Genomic DNA, 17327 nt, shown 5'->3' on the forward strand with positions numbered 1-17327 from the left:
GTCAGGCATTGTGCGGCGGCGACCGGCGCCACACCAGACAACGGTTATTGGCCGGCATCGCCTCATCGGCGAGCAAGCGCAGCCCGATGGCCGCGGCGAGGGCATCGACCGCCTCGAAGTCGCGCACCCCCGACTGCGGGTCGCGCGCCTTCAACCAGGCGTCGAATTCGCGATTGCTGTCGCTGCTGAACTCGCCGCGATAATTGAACGGCCCGTAGACCGCGAGCGTCGCGTCCGCCGCCAACACCCGGTCGAGCCCACGGAAGAAGGCCTCGACCTGCGCCCAGCCCATGATGTGCAGGCTGTTGGCGCTGAACGCCGCATCGAAACGCACCTCGTCCGCCTCGCCAGGCCATCGCGGCGAGGCCACGTCGAGCTCGACCGCCGGCGGCGTGTTCGGTAACGCCGCCTCGTCCAGCCACAGCGCGATGCCGGGCAGGTATTCGGCGCGATCCGAACACTGCCAGCTCAACCACGGCATCGCCGCGGCGAAATACACCGCGTGCTGGCCGGTGCCGCTGCCGATCTCCAGCACCCGCCGGCGCTCGCCGAAATGCGCGCGCAGCACCGCGAGGATCGGATCGCGGTTGCGGTCGCAGGAGGGGGAATGGGGTTTGTCGTTCGCGCTCATGCCGCCAACCTGCGCAGCACGTCGCCGCTCGAGCCGACCCGAACCCGCAGCACATCGTCCATCAGATCGACCGCGGCCACGTGCACGCGCCGCGACTGCGATCCGCTCGGGCCGGCCAATTCGTAGCGCATCGTCGTCTCCAGGGTGTCCGCGGCCAGGCCGTCGAAACAGGGATAGATCAGCGCCAGCTCGCCGCATTCCTGGAACGCGGTGGCATAGGCGTTGAGTTGGTACATATCATCGGTGGACGGGCGGATCTTGCCGTAGCGGTCGCGCTCCAGCCGCTTCCATTTGGTGTCGGCGATCATCACGATGCGGTCGGCGCGACGCACCAGCAGGTCCGGCTTGAGGCGGTAGGCCGGCTGCGAACTCTGCTCGCCGACCAGGACCCGGGCCAGATGCCGGTCGTCGTACTGGCATTCGACCACCCAACCGGGCGGCGCCTGCCGGGCCAGCTTGATCGCCACATAGCGTTCGAATAACTGGTTCATGTCGAATAGCAGCGCGGGCGCCGTGGCTGCTCCGGCGCGCAGCGAAGGCGACAGACCCTCGATGATCCAGCGCGCCCACTTCAAAGCCGCGGCATAGCGACGGCTTTGGCGATCCAAGCACAACCGCTCGATCTCGTCGCGACGCGCCGGCGCGATGCCGTCGAACGCGGCCATCAGCTCATGCCATAGCCGGATCAACGTCGGCGCGACCAGCCAGTCGCGCAGGTGCAGCAGGGCGAGCACGAGCACCCGATTCACCGCGACATCGTGGGTGAGCTCGTCGAACTCGCACCAGGCACGATCCTGTCGGCCCGCATTGGCGCGCAAATGCCGAGGCCAGTCGATGCGGCCGCGCACCGTCGCCGAATTCTCGGACCGCGACACATAGGACTTCAGCAACCCGGCCTTGACCAGGCGCATGGTCTCGGCAAGGAAACGCCCGGCGAACAATTCGATCAACGGCGAGCGGATCACGTCGTGCGAACCGGATCCGAGCGGCGGCGACGGCAGGTCGTGCACCACTCGCAACATCCGCAACAGCATGTCGTGAGCCGGCGCCGCATCGGCCGTGGTGCGGTCGGTTTTTGGCAGAATTTCCAGGATGCGCTCGCCGATGCACAGCACGCCGCAGTACTGGGCGAAGCGCACCGTGCTCCGTCCGAATTCGCACAGCCCCGGGCGCAGCAGGCAGACCGCTTCCAGACGCTGGACCTCGTCGAGGCCGAGACTATTCGCGGTCGGCAGAGCCGTGATCGGCACCGGCGTGTGTTCGAAGGCTCTCAACGCGGGATTCACGGCTCGGCTCCGTCCCCGAGTTCGGCCTCGTCGTCGTCGATGTCCTCGTCGCCCTGCGAATACAGGCTGCGAAAATCGGCCGCCGACCAGCTCTGCGAGGCGTCGGTCAGTTCGATGCGATAGCGCGGAATGCGCGGCAGGTCCGATACGTGCACGCCGAACAGATCGATCGCATCCACGTCCAGCGCCTCGACGAAGGGCGAGCGATCGGCCTTGCCCATGCTGCCGAGCACGCGCTGGATCCGGCCCCAGTCGTCGAAGAAGTACTCCTGCAGCAGGGGAATGATGCGATCGCGGAAACAGTCGCGCAGATCGTCGAGCGAGCGCACCTCAAGAAAATAGGCGTGGCCGATGCAATGATCGCGGTCGAGCAGGTACTCGATGCGCTGGTTGAGCTTGCGCAGCAACAGCGGCAGATCCACGCGCACGCCGTCGGCGATCACGCCGCCGTTACCGTCGCCGCCCTTGATCTCTTCCGGCAGCGGTGGCGTCTCTTCGAAGCGGAAGCGGCGGCGCAGCGCCAGGTCCATCAATGCGATCGAACGATCGGCGGTGTTCATGGTGGCGTAAAGGTCGAGGTTGTCCGGCACCCCGAATAATTCGTGGCTGGCCGGCAGTATCACCCACAGGCCGCTGCCTTCGCCCGGCTCGGCGCCGGCGGTCACGCGCTTGTCGGGTTCGATCAGGGCGATCAACTCGCCGAACACCTTGGCCAGGTTGGCGCGGTTGATTTCGTCGATGAACAAGGCGTAGCGCTGCTGCGGATGCAGGTGAGCGACGCGACAGAGCTCCTTGAACAAGCCGGGCTGGACCCGAAACTCGACGCGCCCGTCGTCGCCGTCGGCCGGCACCGGCCGGATGCCCTCGACGAAGTCCTCGTAGGAGTAACTCGGATGGAAGGTCACCAGGCTCAGGCGCGACTCGGCCACGTTGGCCTGTTGCTGAAAGTCGAGGCCGTCGACGATGGCATCGACCGCCTCGGCCAGGTCCGGCGCGTTATCGCGCCATTCGGGCAGCAAACGCCAGACCGAGTCCGCGTCCTTGTCGAACAACACCGCACCGGTACGGGCGCTGGTGCGCACGGTCGCCGAGTCCAAGGGGGCATGCGACTGCAATTGCCCCCACAGAGTTTCCTTCAGATTGCGGGTACGTCCGCGCAGCCGCGCCGAGGCTTGGACCCACGCATGCGTGCGCAGCTGCGGCACTCGCGCCGAGCCCCCGACGTCGAGCAGCGCCGCGGTGATGACTGCGTGCCACGGCGCCGAGCCCACACGCCGCTCGTCGCGCGCGTCGGCCGACAGCGCCTGTGCTTCGGTGCGGTAACGCGGATCGCTGCGCAGCTCCTCGTATTTGCGGGTCTTGCCGGTGCCGGGCGGCCCGTAATAGATCGTATTGACCGCCTTGGTCCGTGGCTCCGCCACCGGCACGACGCTGGCCGGAGGCTGCGGCTTCCACAGAGCCTCAAGCGTGGACGGCGGCCGCGGCCGGCGGCGCCCGCGCGGTAGCCGTTCCATCGCCGATTCGAATTCCTCCTGGGTGATGAAGAACCGCCCTTCCACGCCTTCGTCGGCGATGATCTGCTGGGCGACCGGGTAGACGTGGTTCATGAAGTAGACGAAGGCTTCTTCCGGCGACGAGGCCGGGATGGTCTTCTTGCACTCCTTGCGCGGCGTCACCTCCATGCCCAGCGCCTGCAGCAGGCGCTCGTGCACCCGGCACAGCACCGGGTCCTGGATGCTGCCGTAGACGATCTCGATGTAGGCCTTGCGGATCTGGCCGTTCTTCAGCGAGAACACCAGGCCGATGGTGCGGGTCTTGTTGTTCGAATCGCTGAGCTTGAACGGGGCGAAGAACAGGTAGTACTCGTTGCCCTGAAACCAGTAGCCGGCTTCGAGGCGATTGCGTTTGGGGTTGTCGCGCGTGCGCAATGCGAAGGTGAACCCCGGATGGTCCTTGCGCCAGCCCAGCGCCACCTTCAACAAACGTTCGTGGCGCTGCGCCACCTCGCGCATCAGCGCAAGGTCCTCTACGGCCTGTCCATGCATGCCTCGTGTCCTCTGATATCGCGCCTGCGTCGAGCGACGGACGCATGGCGCGATTGGATCACAAGTCCCGCTGCGGCGCAGTCCTGCGCAAGTCGCGAATCAGTCCCGCGCCGCCGCGAACGCCAGCCCCGAGACCACGCCGAGCGAGGCGTCGCCGGCGACCTGGCGCGCGTTCGGGAAACACTCGCGCACGGTTTCGCGCACGTAGGGCGCGCGCGACATGCCGCCGGTCAGGAACACCGCGGCCGGGGCTTCGCCCAGCTCGGCGGTAATTTCGGCACCGACCTCGCGCAGCAGTTCGGCCAGGTTGCCGAGGAAAGGGTCGGCCGCGCGGGCCAGGTCGTCGGCCGTCGAGGCCAGGGCGAGGTCGCGCTCGATGTAGTCCAGCGTGGCGCGGCTGTCGCCCTGCGTGCTCAACTGGATCTTGGTCGACTCGACCGCGCGGCTCAGGCGCGTGGTGTTGCCGGCCTGCTGCAGCGAAATCAGGCGCGGGCCGAACGGCGCGTCGACTTCGCGGTAACTGTCGCGGCGCTGGAACTCGCGCTGGCGCACCACGTCGTGCACGGTCGCGGCCTCGACGTAATGGTGCGCCGGCACGCGGGTCGCGCCTTTGCCGAACAGCGGCATGAAGCGCGACAGGCTCAGCGACAAGTCGACGTCGACGCCGCCGCGGGCGATGCCCCAGGAGCCCAGCACCACCGGCGCCTGCGGACCGCCGACTTCGGCCAGGGTGATGTCGGTGGTGCCGCCGCCGATGTCGACGACCAGGGTGCGGTGACGATCGGCGCTCTGCGCGTGATAGCCCAGCGCCGCCGCCACCGGTTCTTCGAGAAAGCTGACCTCATCGAAGCCGGCGCTGGCTGCCGCCTCGGTCATGATCTCCAGGGCCTGGTCGCCGCCGGCCGCGCCGAGCGAGCTGCGGAACTGCACCGGGCGGCCGAGCACGGCGCGGCGCACGTTGGCGCCGAGTTGCTGGCCGGCGGTCAGGCGGATGTGTTCGAGGATGTAGCCGGCGATGCCGACGATGGTCTGGCGCACGTGCGGCGCGAGCTGGTAGCCGAGCATCGACTTGGGCGATTGCACCAGGTTGCCGAAGCCTTCGCTCAGATAGGCCTCGACCGCTTCTTCGCCGTACACCGCGTTCTGCAACGAGGCCGCCGAGGCGCGCGCTTCGCGCACCTGCAGTTCCAGCCACTGCCGGCGCACCGCGCGGACGGCGTCGCGGCGCAGGTCCTGCTCGGAGCGCTGCGCCGGTGTCGGGATCATCGCCAGCGCCGCCTCGCGCTGTTCCGCCGGCAGGCGCGCGGCGTGTTCGCGCCGCGCTTGCGCCTCGTTGATCGCGCGGGTCTGCTGGGTGCGCGCATTGCGCACCTGCGCCTCGACCTCGGCTTCCAGCGCGTCGGTCAGCTCGAACTGGCTCGGGTCCGGCACCGCTTCCGGGAAATACACCGTGGTGCGGAACTGGCGCTCGTCGCCGAAGCGGATCGTGCGGACGTCGCCGTCGACGAGGGCCGCGGCGGCCGAATAGCTGGTGCCGAAATCGATACCGATCTTCATGGGAAAACTGAGGGTTCTGCGGCGCGCAAGGATACAGTGCCCTGGCCCGCCGGGGCTGAACCGCGGGGCGATTGGCGAGGGATACCAGCGGCAGGCCCACACCGGCTCTTCACTGGAAGCCCCGGCCGGATGCGACGCCGGGTTTGGCGACACATCCGGCATATCGCGCTATGGGTTTGCCAGTGGTGTCCGCCCGGCCCCATCGGGAGCGACTGCGCCGCACTGCCTCAGGCAGTGCGGCGCCACCTCAGCTAAACGAATGGAACCCCGAGCGGCCCATCCGAAGAACGGCCCTGACCGACAACGCTCGCCCGGCAGAGCACAGGGTTGATCTACGTCGCCGGCCATTTGCAGGTATAGGTGTTGCGAACCGGCTGTGTACGCACGCCGTCCGCGTCGACCAGCGTGGTATCGACGGTGAAGGAAGCGTCGGCCACCTGGTTCGGACTCGTGCAGAGAATCTGGTATTGCAACTGCGTCTGCGACAGCATCGTCGTCGACTTCACCATGTTGCTGCAGTTCCAGGTCGCCGGACAGCTCACGACTTTCGTTTCGGCCTTGACCGGCAGCTGCGGATAGCCCTGGAAGTTGACCGTTACGGGGAAGGCGGTATTGATGTAGCCGGTAGCGGCCGGGATCGAGGCGATCGCCTGTGCCGTGCAAGGCTTGCCTTGGCGCCACATGCGATAGCCCTTTTCCACGCCTCTCATCGCGCCCTTCTGGAAATTCGTATCCTGAAGGGCCGCAGCATCGGTCGCGTTGGTGTGAAAGGCGGTTTCGACGATGATCGCCGGCATATGCGCCAGTTCGTTCTCGCCTTTATTGGTGTATCCGGTCGGAGCGGCCGCGACAGGAAAGCTGCCGTAGCCAGGCACCGCATGAATCTGTTCCGCCATGTAGCACAGGACACTGCTGCCGAGCGCCCGACTGGTCTCGCGACCGGTATGGTAGGCGACGATGGTTCCGCGCGCAGTTCCACTGCCGTCGTCGGCATTCGTATGGATGCTGAGCAGGGCGGTCGCATTGATATGGTTGGCGAATTTAGGGCGGGCATTGATGTCTTGATCGTACTGACGATCGTCGCCTTGATTATCGGAAGTGCTCCACATGGTGGGGTTATCCGGAAACTGGCTCTCCAGGTAAGTGCGCGCCGACATCTTCCACCACGGGTGGCCTGAAGGAACGTGCGTATCGCTGAGATGGCTACGCGGGATACCCAGGTTGGCCGCCGAACGCGCGCCCAAATACCCCTCAAGATGCTGAGCCAAATACTGCGTAATTAAGTCCTCGTAGACTCCCTGGGGAGCCGGACGCTGAAGCCTCCAAGTATTATCTTCATAGTGGAAGTAATACCCATGCGCCGCGGACACGACCACCAGGTCGGCCGGCTCTACCGTCGTGGCTTTGGGCTGTCTCGGCGCAATTTCGTCTTGCGGAAAATACTTGTAGATACTCTTTCCGTCGAACAGGAATCTGACCTCATCGACGGCGATCGTTCCACTCAGAATCGACATCGCGACCATCGCCAGCTCGTGCTGCTGGTCTTCGAAGCGGCCGCCGTTGAACTTCGGCACATAGGCCCGGCTCAGATCGATGACGAGAGCCTTGCTGGTTATGTCGAGGCTCGCTTTGACACGAACGATCTTGCCCTGCCCCTCCAGACGTTTCTGTCGATCGACGACGCGCTGCAATTCGTCGGTCAGCATCGCCTCTATCTTGAGTCGATCCTTGCTTGCAAAGGTCGCCGCCGCCTTGCCGCTGCCCAGCGGCGCTACGACTTGGCCATCCGGCTTCGCTTGGGCTGCCGCAAGCGGGCTCTGCACGGCCAGCGTCGCCGCCACGATGCAGGCCGATGCCATGACACTCAGCAACGGCGGGCGACCTGCATTCGAACGCCCCTGCGAACGACGCGTACCGGTCGGATATCCTTTATTTTCATCAGTCACGATCTAATCTCCATTTAATTGGTGCTGAATCAACGGCCGTAGCGATCGCCTTGCGAACGCATGCGATGCGAGATGTCGGCAATGTCCGTGCGCTCTTCCATGCGGCACTCACCCTTAGTTCGGGATGTCGGCTGCATATGCCGATCCCGATTGAGTAGTCGTAAGTGCCTGGTTCGTCTTTTGGGTGTAAGTACAGTTGTCGCAACATCGTCGACGACGTTGTGGCCGAGCCATAACACCGATTCGAGCTTGCTTAGTGAAGCGCCATGGGACGAACGGCACGAGCAGGTGCCTGATCGTCAGCCCGGGTCGGCACGCCGTCTCACGGACTGAGATTGTCGTCGCGTACAACGAGACTCCGCCCCTGCAGCCGTCGCCCGCCTCGATATGTCCGCCTTGATCGATCCGTCCCAGCGCGACCTCGTCCCCGCCGCGGCCGCGCAGCGCGCGCTGGCTCAGGCCGACGAAGCCGTCGACGCCCGCCACGGCGGCGCGCTCGCCGACCGCCTGCAACGCCGCTACCGCGGGCGCATCACCGGCCGTTTCACTCTGCCCGGCCGCGAGGGCCGCTATGCGCCGCTGCCGGAGGCCTTACCGGAACCGCTCAAGGCGGCGTTGCGCGCGCGTGGCATCGACCGCCTCTACAGCCACCAGGCCGAGGCCTGGGACGCCGCCCAGGCCGGCGAAGACGTCGCCGTGGTCACGCCGACGGCATCCGGCAAGTCGCTGTGCTACACCCTGCCGGTGCTGGCCGCGGCAATGACCCAGGGCGCCAAGGCGCTGTACCTGTTCCCGACCAAGGCGCTGGCCCAGGACCAGGTCGCCGAACTGCTGGAGCTCAACCGCGCCGGCGACCTCGGGGTCAAGGCCTTCACCTTCGACGGCGACACCCCCGGCGATGCGCGCCAGGCGATCCGCCTGCACGGCGACATCGTCGTCTCCAACCCGGACATGCTGCACCAGGCCATCCTGCCGCATCACACCAAGTGGGCGCAGTTCTTCGAGAACCTGCGCTACATCGTCATCGACGAAATCCACACCTACCGCGGCGTGTTCGGCAGCCACGTCGCCGACGTGCTGCGCCGGCTCAAGCGCATCTGCGCTTTCTACGGCGTCGCGCCGCAGTTCATCCTGTGCTCGGCGACGATCGGCAATCCGCAGGCGCATGCGCAGGCACTGATCGAACGCCCGGTGCGCGCGATCCTCGAATCCGGCGCGCCGACCGGCGACAAGCACGTGCTGCTGTGGAACCCGCCGGTGGTCAATGCCGATCTCGGCCTGCGCGCCTCGGCGCGTTCGCAGAGCAACCGCATCGCCCGCATCGCCATCAAGGCCGGGCTCAAGACCTTGGTGTTCGCCCAGACCCGGCTGATGGTCGAGGTGCTGACCAAATACCTCAAGGACGTGTTCGACCACGACCCGCGCAAGCCGGCGCGCATCCGCGCCTACCGCGGCGGCTATCTGCCGAGCGAGCGGCGCGAGGCCGAACGGGCGATGCGCGACGGTCGTATCGACGGCATCGTGTCGACCTCGGCGCTGGAGCTCGGCGTCGACATCGGCAGCCTCGACGTGGTCGTGCTCAACGGCTACCCGGGCTCGGTCGCGGCGACCTGGCAGCGCTTCGGCCGCGCCGGGCGCCGCCAACAGCCTTCGCTCGGCGTGCTGGTGGCGAACTCGCAGCCGCTCGATCAATACGTGGTGCGGCACCCGGACTTCTTCGCCGACGCCCCGCCCGAGCATGCGCGCATCGCCCCGGACCAACCGCTGATCCTGTTCGACCACATCCGCTGCGCCGCCTTCGAACTGCCGTTCCAGCACGGCGAGGCGTTCGGCCCGATCGATCCGGAGGTGTACCTGCAGGCGCTGGCCGAGACCGGCGTGGTCCATCGCGAAGGCGAGCGCTGGGAATGGATCGCCGACAGCTACCCGGCCAATGCGGTCAGCCTGCGCTCGGTCGCCGACGGCAACTTCGTCGTGGTCGACCGCAGCGACGGCCGTCAGGCGATCATCGCCGAAGTCGATTATTCGGCCGCCGCGCTGACCTTGTACGAAGGCGCGATCCACATGATCCAGTCGCTGCCTTACCAGGTCGAACGCCTCGATTGGGAAGGCCGCAAGGCCTATGTCACCCGCACCCAGGTCGACTACTACACCGACTCGATCGACTACACCAAGCTCAAGGTGCTGGACCGCTTCGACGGCGGCGAAGCCGGGCGCGGCGACAGCCACCACGGCGAAGTGCACGTGGTGCGCCGCGTCGCCGGCTACAAGAAGATCCGCTACTACACCCACGAGAACATCGGCTACGGCCCGGTCAACCTGCCCGACCAGGAGCTGCACACCACCGCGGTGTGGTGGCAGCTGCCGCAGGGCGTGCTGCTGTCGCGGTTCGACTCGAAACAGGATGCACTGGACGGCTTTCTCGGCGCCGCGCATGCGCTGCACGTGGTCGCCACCGTCGCGGTGATGGCGGACGCGCGCGATCTGCAGAAGTCGGTCGGCAACGGCGACGGCGCCTGGTTCGCGACCCAGGACGCCGGCGGGCGCGGGCAGTTGCGCGGCGCCGGCAATGAGCTGGTGCCGGGCTCGGCGATGGCCGCGCTCGAGGTGCAGCAGTTCGTGCCGACGGTCTATCTGTACGACAACTTCCCCGGCGGCGTCGGGCTCAGCGAACCTTTGTGGCTGCGCCAGGCCGAACTGGTGACGCGCGCACGCGAACTGATCGAACGCTGCGATTGCCGCGCCGGCTGCCCGGCCTGCGTCGGCCCGATCCTGGCGGTCGACGAAACCCGTAGCGAGAACACACCGAAATCGCTGGCGCGGCAAGTGCTGAGCTTGCTCGGCGAAGGCGAGGCCGCGTGAGCCTCGATATCGCCAAGCTGCGCTTATTGCAGCGGCAGGCGGGGCGTGCGGTCGCGGATGAAGGGGCGATGGCGCCGGCAGGTCAAGCAAATCTCCCCCAACCGCTCTTTTTCAAAGAGGAGAATCGAGGCGCTCGGCCCGGGGAACATGGCTCGGTGGCCGGGGTCGCAGAACTTGTGGATCTCCCCGCCACCCGCAGCGTTAGCACTCTGCCTGCCACGGATATCAACGACGCAGCGACTCGCGAGTCAAAGGCGCCGATAGCGACTCGCCCTCCCCACACCGACGTCAGTGCTCCCCTCTTTGCAAAAGAGGGGCCGGGGGAGATCCGCTCTGCGCGCTCCAACACCGCCGCTTCATCTCTTGAACAAAGGGAGCGTGCTTCCCAAGCGCTTCACCCTCCCGGCTCCAACGCCAGCGCTCCCCTCTTTGCAAAGGAGGGGTTGGGGGAGATTTGTCCTCCGCTCTCCGACACCGGCACTCCCCTCTTCGGAAAAGACGGGCTCCCCGAGATCCGCTCTGCGCGCCCCGACCTCGACGCCCTGCGCCGGCTGATCGCACAACGCGAACGCAAGCCGGGTACCTCGCCGTTGCCGCAGGCGCCCGCATCCGCATCCGCAGCACGGCCCGCGCCGGCGCCGGGCCCCATCGACCGCTCGGTGCCCGGCCAGGAGATCTCCCCCGGCCTCTACTTCAGCGAAATCCACCTCCGCTTGCCGGTGCCGCAGGCCGCGCTGTCGCTGGCCTTCGCCAAACGTCCCGACGACGCCCTCGACCCGCGCCGGCTGATGTTCTTCGACACCGAGACCACCGGCTTGGCCGGCGGCACCGGCACCCGCGCTTTCATGATCGGCGCGGCCGACTGGCATCGCGATGCCGTGCACGGCGACGGCCTGCGTATCCGCCAACTGACCATCGCCACCCTCGCCGCCGAGCCGGCGATGCTGCGCGCGTTCGCGCAGTGGCTGGGGCCGGACACGGTGCTGTCGAGCTACAACGGCCGCTGTTACGACGCGCCGCTGCTCAATACGCGCTACCGCCTCGCCCGCATCGCCAATCCGCTCGCCGGGCTCGACCATGTCGACCTGCTGTTCCCGACCCGGCGCCTGTATCGCGGCGTTTGGGAGAACTGCAAGTTGGCGACCATCGAACGCGAGCTGTTGCGGATCGTGCGCGAGGACGACCTGCCCGGCTCGCAGGCGCCAGCCGCGTGGCTGCATTACCTGCGCGGCGGCAGTTCGGCCTTGTTGCGTCGCGTCGCCGCGCATAACCATCAGGACGTGGTGACGCTGGCGCAGTTGATGCTGAAGCTGGTCGAGGCGCAAGCGGCCTTGCCGGTCTGAGCGATCACCGACGCCGCATCGCCGAGGCCCTGCGAGACATCGCCGTCGCACGCTCGACGGTGACGCAGTTGGAGGCGCGATCGCGATCGCGGCTTGTGGCCGAAGCGAATCCGCACTGAGCGCCATCCCTGCCCGGAGCCTGCTGTCGCGGCCGCGCATAGCGCCCGATTGAGTCATCTGAGTCGCAAACACCCCGGCTACACTGCGCAGCCCGCGGCCTTCATACGCCGCACACGTCGCCGGTCGCACTCTGCCCGCGACCACGTCCGGAGCCTCGCCATGTCCCTGTTCGCCACTGACCGCCTCATCGGATTGCGACCGCTGGTTTGCGGCGCCGTCCTCACCCTCGCCCTGGCCGCCTGCGCCACGCCGATCCCGCCGACCAATGTCAGCCCGTCCACCTGCAACGCCGAAGCCGCGCGCTGGGCCATCGGCCGCGCCCCGAACGCCGACGTGGTCGAACGCGCCCGCGTCGAAACCGGCAGCCGCAACGTGCGCGTGCTGACCCCGGGCATGGCCGCGACCATGGACTTCCAGCAGGACCGCCTCAACATCGACGTCAACGAACGCGGCGCCATCACCGGCCTGCGCTGCGGCTGAGGGCTGTGCGCACGGTCGCGGATCGCAGGATCCGCGGCCGGCGTTAACCCTGGGCACAGCTGTGCCCGGGCAGGCTCGGGCCATCGCGCCGCGCGCGCATCCAGCGAAGGACGTCGCCATGTCGAACCGGTCCGCTCTCTCCCAGCCCCTGCACCGCCTGCTGTCCGGCGCGCTGCTCGCCGCGTCCCTGCCGCTGGCCATGGCCGCCTGCGCCGGCCCCCGCCCCGCCGATGAAATGCCGAGCGCCGCGGTCGAGCCGGCCGACGCTCAGAACGCCGGCAGCATCGCCCCCGGCGAACCCTCGCCGCTGCCGTCGCGCCCGACCTGCAACGCCGCGGCCGCCAAGGCCAGCCTGATCGGCAAGACCGCCGATGCAGCCACCGTCGAACAGGCGAAAGTCAGCGCCGGCGGCCACACCGTGCGCGTGCTCAAGCCGGGCCAGATGATCACCAAGGAGTACCTGGACGGCCGCGTCAATGTTCACGTCGACGAGAAGAACGTCATCGTCGACGTCGGCTGCGGTTGAGCGCAGGGCGGTTAAGCGCAGAAGCGGCGCTTATCCCAAGCGCTATCGCGTGCCGGCGAATCGAGGTTCGCCGGCACGCGGGCGATCACGCCGCTCAGCTGGAATAGCGATCGCGGATGTGGGCGTGGTAGTAGCCGCCTTTCGAGGTCGCCGCGATCAGGCCCAGGTTCACGCTCTCGGGCACGCCGTGAAAATCGTAGTCCTGGCCCTCGACGAAGCGGATCCTCAGCAGCCCGGTCGCAAGGTCGTAGCCGATCGCCTCGATGGCCGAGGAAGAAACACGGATCATCTCCATTGCATGCATCTCCTTGAGGTGTGTGGTGGATCGCCCGGGTCGCGGTTGCGCCGAACCGAGCGCGCCGTTCGACCCCCACTATGAGAACACGACCCCGTCGCACGGCCCGCGACGCTGCGCAGCGCGAGGGAGCGCCGGTATGCGGCATCGGCTCGCCGATCGACAGCCGAGCCTATCGATAGCCGCGAGCGCGAGCCCGGCCCTTGGCCTAAACTGCCGGCGTTATCCGCCAGGAGTCTCCGATGCGCCGTAATCTCTGGCTGATCGCCGCCGTGGTCTTGATCGGTCTGTGGGTCTGGAGCCAGCGCGACATGCAGGCGCCGCAACCCGCCGCCCCCGCGCATGCACCGGTGTCGCAGTCGCAGCCGGTCGCGCGCGACGCCGGGCGCGGCCACGCCGAAACCCTGCCGATCGCCTCGATCGCACTGCCGCCGGAAGCGGACGACACCTTGCGCCGCATTGCCGCGGGCGGCCCGTTCGCGCATCGCCAGGACGGCGGCGTGTTCCACAATCGCGAGCAACGCCTGCCGCGGCAACCGCGCGGCTATTACCGCGAGTACACGGTCGAGACGCCGCATTCCGACGACCGCGGCGCGCGCCGCATCGTCACCGGCGGCGACCCGCCGTCGGAGTACTACTACACCGGCGATCACTACCGCAGCTTCACCCGCTTCGACGTGCGGGCCGACGGAGGCGCGCGATGAGCGGCTCGATCGACCCGCGCGAGTTGCTCGCCGATCCGGCCCAGGCCGGCGCCTACTTCATCGATGCGCGCGACGCGCGCGCATTGGCCGATGCCGCGGCCGAGCTCGAATTCGCGGTCGCCCGCGTCGATTTCGCCGGCTGCGCCGACAAGGACGATGCGCTGGCGCGCATTGCCGCGGGCCTGCGTTTCCCGGCCTGGTTCGGCCATAACTGGGACGCACTCAACGACTGCGTCAACGACCTGTCGTGGTGGCCGGCGCCGGGCTATCTGCTGTTGATCGAACACGCCGGCCCCTGGCAGGCCGAGCATGGAGAGGACGCCGCGACGCTGGTCGAGATCCTCAACGACGCCGCGCAGGATTGGGCGAAGTCGCGCATCGCGTTCTGGGCGCTGTTGCCGCTGCCGCAATCCGAGCTCGAACAGATGGCGCCTTGAGCGAACCGCACGCCGGCTTTCAGGGTAGGAGCGGCGCGAGCCGCGACCGCGCACCCGCACGCGCCGGCGTCGATGGCCGTAGGTTTCGTGGTCGCGGCTTGTGACCAAAGGAAATCCCTGTGGGACGCCGTTCCTACTCCTAAAGCACGCCACGATGCGGCACCTGTAGGAGCGGCGCGAGCCGCGACCGCGCAGCCACCCGTGCGAACGTCGCCAGCCGCAGATTCGTGGTCGCGGCTCGCGCCGCTCCTACCCTTTGAAGCAGGGGTCGTGACGCGCTAGCTCCGCCGCGCCTGCTTGAGGAATCGCAGCGCCGCGCGCTCCCATTCCAGTTCGCCGCGGGCGCCGTCGGCGTAACGCGCCAACCGGCCTTCGCGCCAGCCCACGAACACGGCCGGGTCGATGTAGGCCTTACGGCAAACCGACGGGGTGTTGCGCAAGGCCTGCGCGACTTCGCCGATCACCGCGTTCTGCGCCGAGGCCAGGGCGCGTTCGCTCGGCGCGCCGCCGCGCGCGGGCTCGGGCAAGGGCAATGCGGCCAGGCGCCGGAACGCGGCCAGGGTGCCGCCCCAGGTGCGGAAATCCTTGGCGCTGAAGTCGGCGCCCATCGCGCGCTGCAGATAATCGTTGACCGCGCCGGAATCGATCGGCTGCAGGCGGCCGTCGTCGTCGCGATACTGGAACAGCGCCTGCCCCGGCAATTGCTGGCAACGCCGCACCAGCCGGGTCAGCCTGGCGTTGTCGAGTTCGACCTCCTGCGCCAGCCCGCTCTTGCCGCGAAAGCGAAAGCGCGCGCGGCCGTCGCGCAGGAATTCGACGTGGCGGTTGCGCAAGGTGGTCAGGCCGAACGAGCGGTTGCTGCGCGCGTACTCGTGATTGCCGATCCGCAGCAGGGTCTCGGCCATCACCGCCACCACGATCGCCAACACCTTGTCGCGCGGGAAGCCCGGCAGCTTCAGGTCACGACGCACACAGCGGCGCAACGCCGGCAACGCGCGCCCGAAGTCGACCACGCGCTCGAACTTACCCTCGTCGCGGCGCTGCCGCCATTGCGGGTGATAACGGTATTGCTTGCGCCCGCGCGCATCGCGGCCGGTCGCCTGGATGTGGCCGCGCGCGTCGGCGCAGATCCAGACCTCGGTATAGGCCGGCGGAATCGCCAGTGCGCGGATGCGTTCGAGGGTCTTCGCTGCCTGCACCGCGTGGCCGCGCGCATCGCGATAGGCGAAGCCGCGCCCGGCACGCCGGCGCAGGATGCCGGGCTCGCCGTCGTTGACGTAACGCAAGCCGGCCGCGCGCGCGGCGCGGCGATTGACCGCAGCCGAAGGCGCTCGCTCGCTCATGCCCCAGCAATACGGGGCCGGCCGTCAAGGCCGCGCCAAGAAGCCGCGGCGCGACGGCGCGCGGTTCAGCGCTCGTCGTCTTTTTTCTTGAAGTCGACCTTTTCCGAGGCGCCTTGCGAATCCCACTTCGCTTCGAGCTTGCGCTCGCACCAGGCCGGCGGGGTTTCGCCGGGACGCGTCGGGCCGCTCGCGCATTCGGGGCGCGCATCGACCGCGGCATTGGTGTCGCGGTACTCGACGCCGCTGCAGGCGCCGAGCATCGCGGCAAAGGTCAGAACGGCGAGGCCGGTGAATAAACGCATGCAAGGCTCCTGTCGAGATCTCGCCGCCGACCTTCGCCGACGCGGCGAGGGCCCGCCAGTGTCATTGGTTCAGGCCACCGCATCGGCCGCGGCCGGCGCCGTCGCCGGCACGCGCGCATAACGCCAGGCGATCAGCAGACCGATGCCGAGCAGGGCCGCGGCGATGTACCACGGCGCGCCCGGCAGGTGGACCGGCGCCGACTTGCCGATGAAATAACCGAAGCTGCTGGCGAAGATCGCCGGCCCGACCACACCGGCCAGACTGACCAGGCTCATCAGCGCGCCCTGGATGCGGCCCTGTTCGTGGGCGCCGACCTGGCGCGTGACCAGGGCCTGGGTCGCCGGCGCCGCCATCGCCCACAAGGCGCTGATCGGCAGGCCGAGCAGGAAGATCAGGCCGGTGTCGGCGCTGCCGTAGACGATGAAGCCGATCACGCCGCAGGCCAGGCCGAACAGCAAGGTGCGGCGCTCGCCGACCCAGGCGACGACGCGGCCGATCAGGGCGACGTTGACGATGATGTTGAACACGCCGACCACCGCCAGCACCCAGCCGACCTTGTCCAGGCCCCACTGGTACTGGTAGCCGGCGAACAGCACGAAGATGCTCGGGTAGACGTAGTGGGCCATGTTGGCGATGAACACCACCGCGGCCAGGCCGAACACCTGCGGGTAACGCTTGAGCAGCATCAGCGAGCCGAACGGGTTGGCGTGGGCCCAGTCGAAGCGCGCGGTGCGCTTTTCCGGCGGCAGCGATTCGGGCAGCACGAACCAGCCGTAGAAGAAGTTCAACAAGGCCAGGCCGGCGGCGAACCAGAACGGCAGGCGCATGTCGATCGCGCCGAGCTGGCTGCCGATCACCGGGCCGATCACGAAGCCGACGCCGAACGCGGCGCCGATCATGCCGAAGCTCTTGGCGCGCTGTTCCGGCGGGGTGACGTCGGCGACGTAGGCGTTGGCGGTGGTGAAGCTGGCCGCGGTGATGCCGGAGATGATGCGGCCGATCAGCAGCAGCGGCAGGGTGTTGGCCACCGCCATCAGGATGAAGTCCAGGCCCAGGCCCAGGCAGGAGATCAGGATCACCGGGCGCCGGCCGTACCGGTCCGACAGGCTGCCCTGGATCGGCGAGAACACGAACTGGATCAGCGCGAACACGGTGCCGAACAGGCCGACCCAGTACGCCGCCTTGGCGGTGTCGCCGCCGACGAAGTCTTCGATCAGGTGCGGCAGCACCGGAATGATCAGGCCGAACGACAGCACATCGATCAGCACGGTGATGAAGATGAAGACGAGCGCAGCACGACGCGCGCCCGAAACAGGAGCGGAGGGAGAGGTCATGAGTGCCAAAGGGGCGAAAGGGCTTGCGAGTAGCGCAGTCTAGCGCGCAGGCGAGTGTGCGGCAGGGACGTTTGTCATCGCGCGATGGTTTCTTACGTTACTAATTGCCCGACGA

At 67.8% G+C, this 17327-nt stretch carries 15 protein-coding genes; 6 read left to right on the forward strand and 9 right to left on the reverse strand.

Annotated features, from left to right (window positions below):
• Position 1: 1 nt before the first annotated feature.
• The 5 genes from GLA29479_RS05550 to GLA29479_RS05570 form a co-directional block, all read right to left on the reverse strand.
• Positions 2–631, reverse strand: a complete 630-nt coding sequence (locus GLA29479_RS05550) for a DUF938 domain-containing protein (protein WP_057971022.1) — start codon at positions 629–631, stop codon at positions 2–4.
• Complete coding sequence (locus GLA29479_RS05555) at positions 628–1917, reverse strand: McrC family protein (protein ID WP_169795615.1); 1290 nt, start codon at positions 1915–1917, stop codon at positions 628–630. Before GLA29479_RS05555 ends, GLA29479_RS05550 begins: the two co-directional genes overlap by 4 nt.
• Entirely contained in the window at positions 1914–3962 is a 2049-nt protein-coding gene (locus GLA29479_RS05560) for an McrB family protein (RefSeq protein WP_082638308.1), read from the reverse strand. The genes GLA29479_RS05555 and GLA29479_RS05560 overlap by 4 nt, the downstream gene beginning before the upstream one ends.
• Positions 3963–4061: 99 nt before the next feature.
• Positions 4062–5519: an Hsp70 family protein gene (locus tag GLA29479_RS05565; RefSeq protein ID WP_057971025.1), complete on the reverse strand. Its 1458-nt coding sequence runs from the start codon at positions 5517–5519 to the stop codon at positions 4062–4064.
• A gap of 332 nt (positions 5520–5851) precedes the next feature.
• Positions 5852–7465: an N-acetylmuramoyl-L-alanine amidase family protein gene (locus GLA29479_RS05570; RefSeq protein WP_144436367.1), complete on the reverse strand. Its 1614-nt coding sequence runs from the start codon at positions 7463–7465 to the stop codon at positions 5852–5854.
• A gap of 450 nt (positions 7466–7915) precedes the next feature.
• Between GLA29479_RS05570 and GLA29479_RS05575 the strand changes: the two genes are divergently transcribed.
• The 4 genes from GLA29479_RS05575 (at position 7916) to GLA29479_RS05590 (ending at position 12796) form a co-directional block, all read left to right on the forward strand.
• Positions 7916–10327, forward strand: coding sequence for a DEAD/DEAH box helicase (locus GLA29479_RS05575; protein WP_425599972.1), 2412 nt, complete (start codon positions 7916–7918; stop codon positions 10325–10327).
• A complete protein-coding gene (locus GLA29479_RS23495; RefSeq protein WP_248842800.1) occupies positions 10324–11670 on the forward strand; it encodes a ribonuclease H-like domain-containing protein in 1347 nt (448 codons plus the stop codon). Before GLA29479_RS05575 ends, GLA29479_RS23495 begins: the two co-directional genes overlap by 4 nt.
• Positions 11671–11949: 279 nt before the next feature.
• On the forward strand, positions 11950–12270 hold the full coding sequence (locus tag GLA29479_RS05585) for an I78 family peptidase inhibitor (protein WP_057971029.1): 321 nt from the start codon (positions 11950–11952) through the stop codon (positions 12268–12270).
• A 118-nt stretch (positions 12271–12388) separates the two neighbouring features.
• Entirely contained in the window at positions 12389–12796 is a 408-nt protein-coding gene (locus GLA29479_RS05590) for an I78 family peptidase inhibitor (RefSeq protein WP_057971030.1), read from the forward strand.
• A gap of 94 nt (positions 12797–12890) precedes the next feature.
• On the opposite strand, the gene GLA29479_RS05595 is transcribed toward GLA29479_RS05590, so the two are convergent.
• The gene (locus GLA29479_RS05595; protein ID WP_057916111.1) at positions 12891–13091 is read right to left on the reverse strand and encodes a KTSC domain-containing protein; all 201 of its coding nucleotides are present in this window, start codon (positions 13089–13091) and stop codon (positions 12891–12893) included.
• A 242-nt stretch (positions 13092–13333) separates the two neighbouring features.
• On the opposite strand from GLA29479_RS05595, the gene GLA29479_RS05600 reads away from it, so the two are divergent.
• Together GLA29479_RS05600 and GLA29479_RS05605 are read left to right on the forward strand one after the other, a co-directional pair.
• Positions 13334–13795, forward strand: a complete 462-nt coding sequence (locus tag GLA29479_RS05600) for a guanyl-specific ribonuclease (protein ID WP_057971031.1) — start codon at positions 13334–13336, stop codon at positions 13793–13795.
• A complete protein-coding gene (locus GLA29479_RS05605; RefSeq protein ID WP_057971032.1) occupies positions 13792–14232 on the forward strand; it encodes a barstar family protein in 441 nt (146 codons plus the stop codon). The genes GLA29479_RS05600 and GLA29479_RS05605 overlap by 4 nt, the downstream gene beginning before the upstream one ends.
• Before the next feature lie 278 nt (positions 14233–14510).
• Here GLA29479_RS05605 and GLA29479_RS05610 read toward each other — a convergent pair whose 3' ends face one another.
• The 3 genes from GLA29479_RS05610 to GLA29479_RS05620 all read right to left on the reverse strand — a co-directional run bounded on the left by GLA29479_RS05610 (position 14511) and on the right by GLA29479_RS05620 (position 17212).
• Positions 14511–15575, reverse strand: coding sequence for a DNA topoisomerase IB (locus tag GLA29479_RS05610; protein ID WP_057971033.1), 1065 nt, complete (start codon positions 15573–15575; stop codon positions 14511–14513).
• A gap of 65 nt (positions 15576–15640) precedes the next feature.
• Positions 15641–15877 (reverse strand): hypothetical protein, encoded by a 237-nt coding sequence (locus GLA29479_RS05615; RefSeq protein WP_057916107.1) that lies wholly within the window; start codon positions 15875–15877, stop codon positions 15641–15643.
• 69 nt (positions 15878–15946) lie between these two features.
• Entirely contained in the window at positions 15947–17212 is a 1266-nt protein-coding gene (locus GLA29479_RS05620) for a TCR/Tet family MFS transporter (protein WP_057971034.1), read from the reverse strand.
• Between the last annotated feature and the right edge of the window lie 115 nt (positions 17213–17327).

This window comes from Lysobacter antibioticus (genome assembly GCF_001442535.1).
Classification (GTDB): domain Bacteria; phylum Pseudomonadota; class Gammaproteobacteria; order Xanthomonadales; family Xanthomonadaceae; genus Lysobacter; species Lysobacter antibioticus.